Origin of the sequence: Maribacter sp. 1_MG-2023, from assembly GCF_030547005.1 — a bacterium.
Classification (GTDB): Bacteria; Bacteroidota; Bacteroidia; order Flavobacteriales; family Flavobacteriaceae; genus Maribacter.
In genome coordinates this window covers 1-1,106 of record NZ_JAUOPN010000040.1, presented here as the reverse complement: position 1 = coordinate 1,106, position 1,106 = coordinate 1, and the positions used below count along the sequence as shown (strand labels likewise).

Sequence of the window (1,106 nt, the reverse complement as noted above, 5' to 3'; positions counted from 1 at the left end):
GCTGAGTTCAACCCATAAGTGCAACACACTTATCATTTAGGACTTCAATTGGGTTATTATAATTAAACTTTCTAATGGGTCTGTAATTTAGTAATCTTTCTACTTCTTTTATTCGTTTTACTGTTACTTCTCTTAAGTCTGTTTTCTTTGGAAAGAATCTCCTTATGACACCAATTCTATTTTCGACAGTTCCCTTATCTTGAGAGGTGTATGGTCTTGTAAAAAAGGTTTTTACTTTTAGATCCTTAGCTATTTGATGATGTTGAGCGAACTCTTTACCATTATCAAATGTGATTGTTTTAATCCAACAGGAGTTAAAGTTAGTGAGTCTATTACTCATTTTTTCATAGACTTCTTCGGCATTCTTACTTTTTAGTTTCTCTATCATCGTTACTAGGGTAGCCCGATCCGTCATCACCAAGAGCGCTGATCTATGGTTACTCCCCATCATAAGGTCAACTTCTATATCACCAATTCGTGAACGCGTCTCAACAACTTCGGGGCGTTTGTCTATGCCTATTCTACCTTTTATGGCACCGCGCTTATCTTTTGTGTTGTTGCGTTTTTGTCTACGCCCTGTATGGCGCAAATGTTTGTGAAGACTCTTATAGTCCGAATGATCCCTGTGATTGCTGTGCTTTGCCGTCCAGATCCATTTATAGATCGTCTCGTGGCTAACGCACGTTTCCGATTCCTTAGATAGTCGCTTGGCGATCAGCTCTGGACTCCATTTCTCATATACCATAAGACCTTTGATCCGAACCTTCATACATTCTGTTAGCAGGATATACTTTGCCTTGTCAGAGTGACGATAGTCAGTCTTGCGCTGTGCGTGTTTGCCGATGTAGCGCCCAGCTGTCCGACCACGCTTGGGTATGTTCCGTTTTAACTCTCTACTTATAGTGCTCTTGCTAACACCGATATAATCAGCTATTGCTGTCTGCGACAATCCTACATCTAATAGGGATTGAATTTGGTACCTTTGCGCAAGGCACAACTGTTTGTATTTTTTCATCCAAGACGAATATAAATATTGAGCCTAAAACAGATGGGGCTAGCCCCATCTGTTTTAAATATTCGTGTTGCACTTATGACTTGAACTTAGA

At 40.1% G+C, this 1,106-nt stretch carries 1 protein-coding gene; it reads right to left on the bottom strand.

Going from position 1 to position 1,106, the window contains the following annotated elements; genetic code table 11:
* Window positions 1-7 precede the first annotated feature (7 nt).
* Window positions 8-1,015 carry an IS30 family transposase gene (locus Q4500_RS18605; RefSeq protein WP_303601057.1) on the bottom strand — a complete coding sequence of 336 codons (1,008 nt, stop codon included), beginning with the start codon at window positions 1,013-1,015 and terminating at the stop codon, window positions 8-10.
* Between the last annotated feature and the right edge of the window lie 91 nt (window positions 1,016-1,106).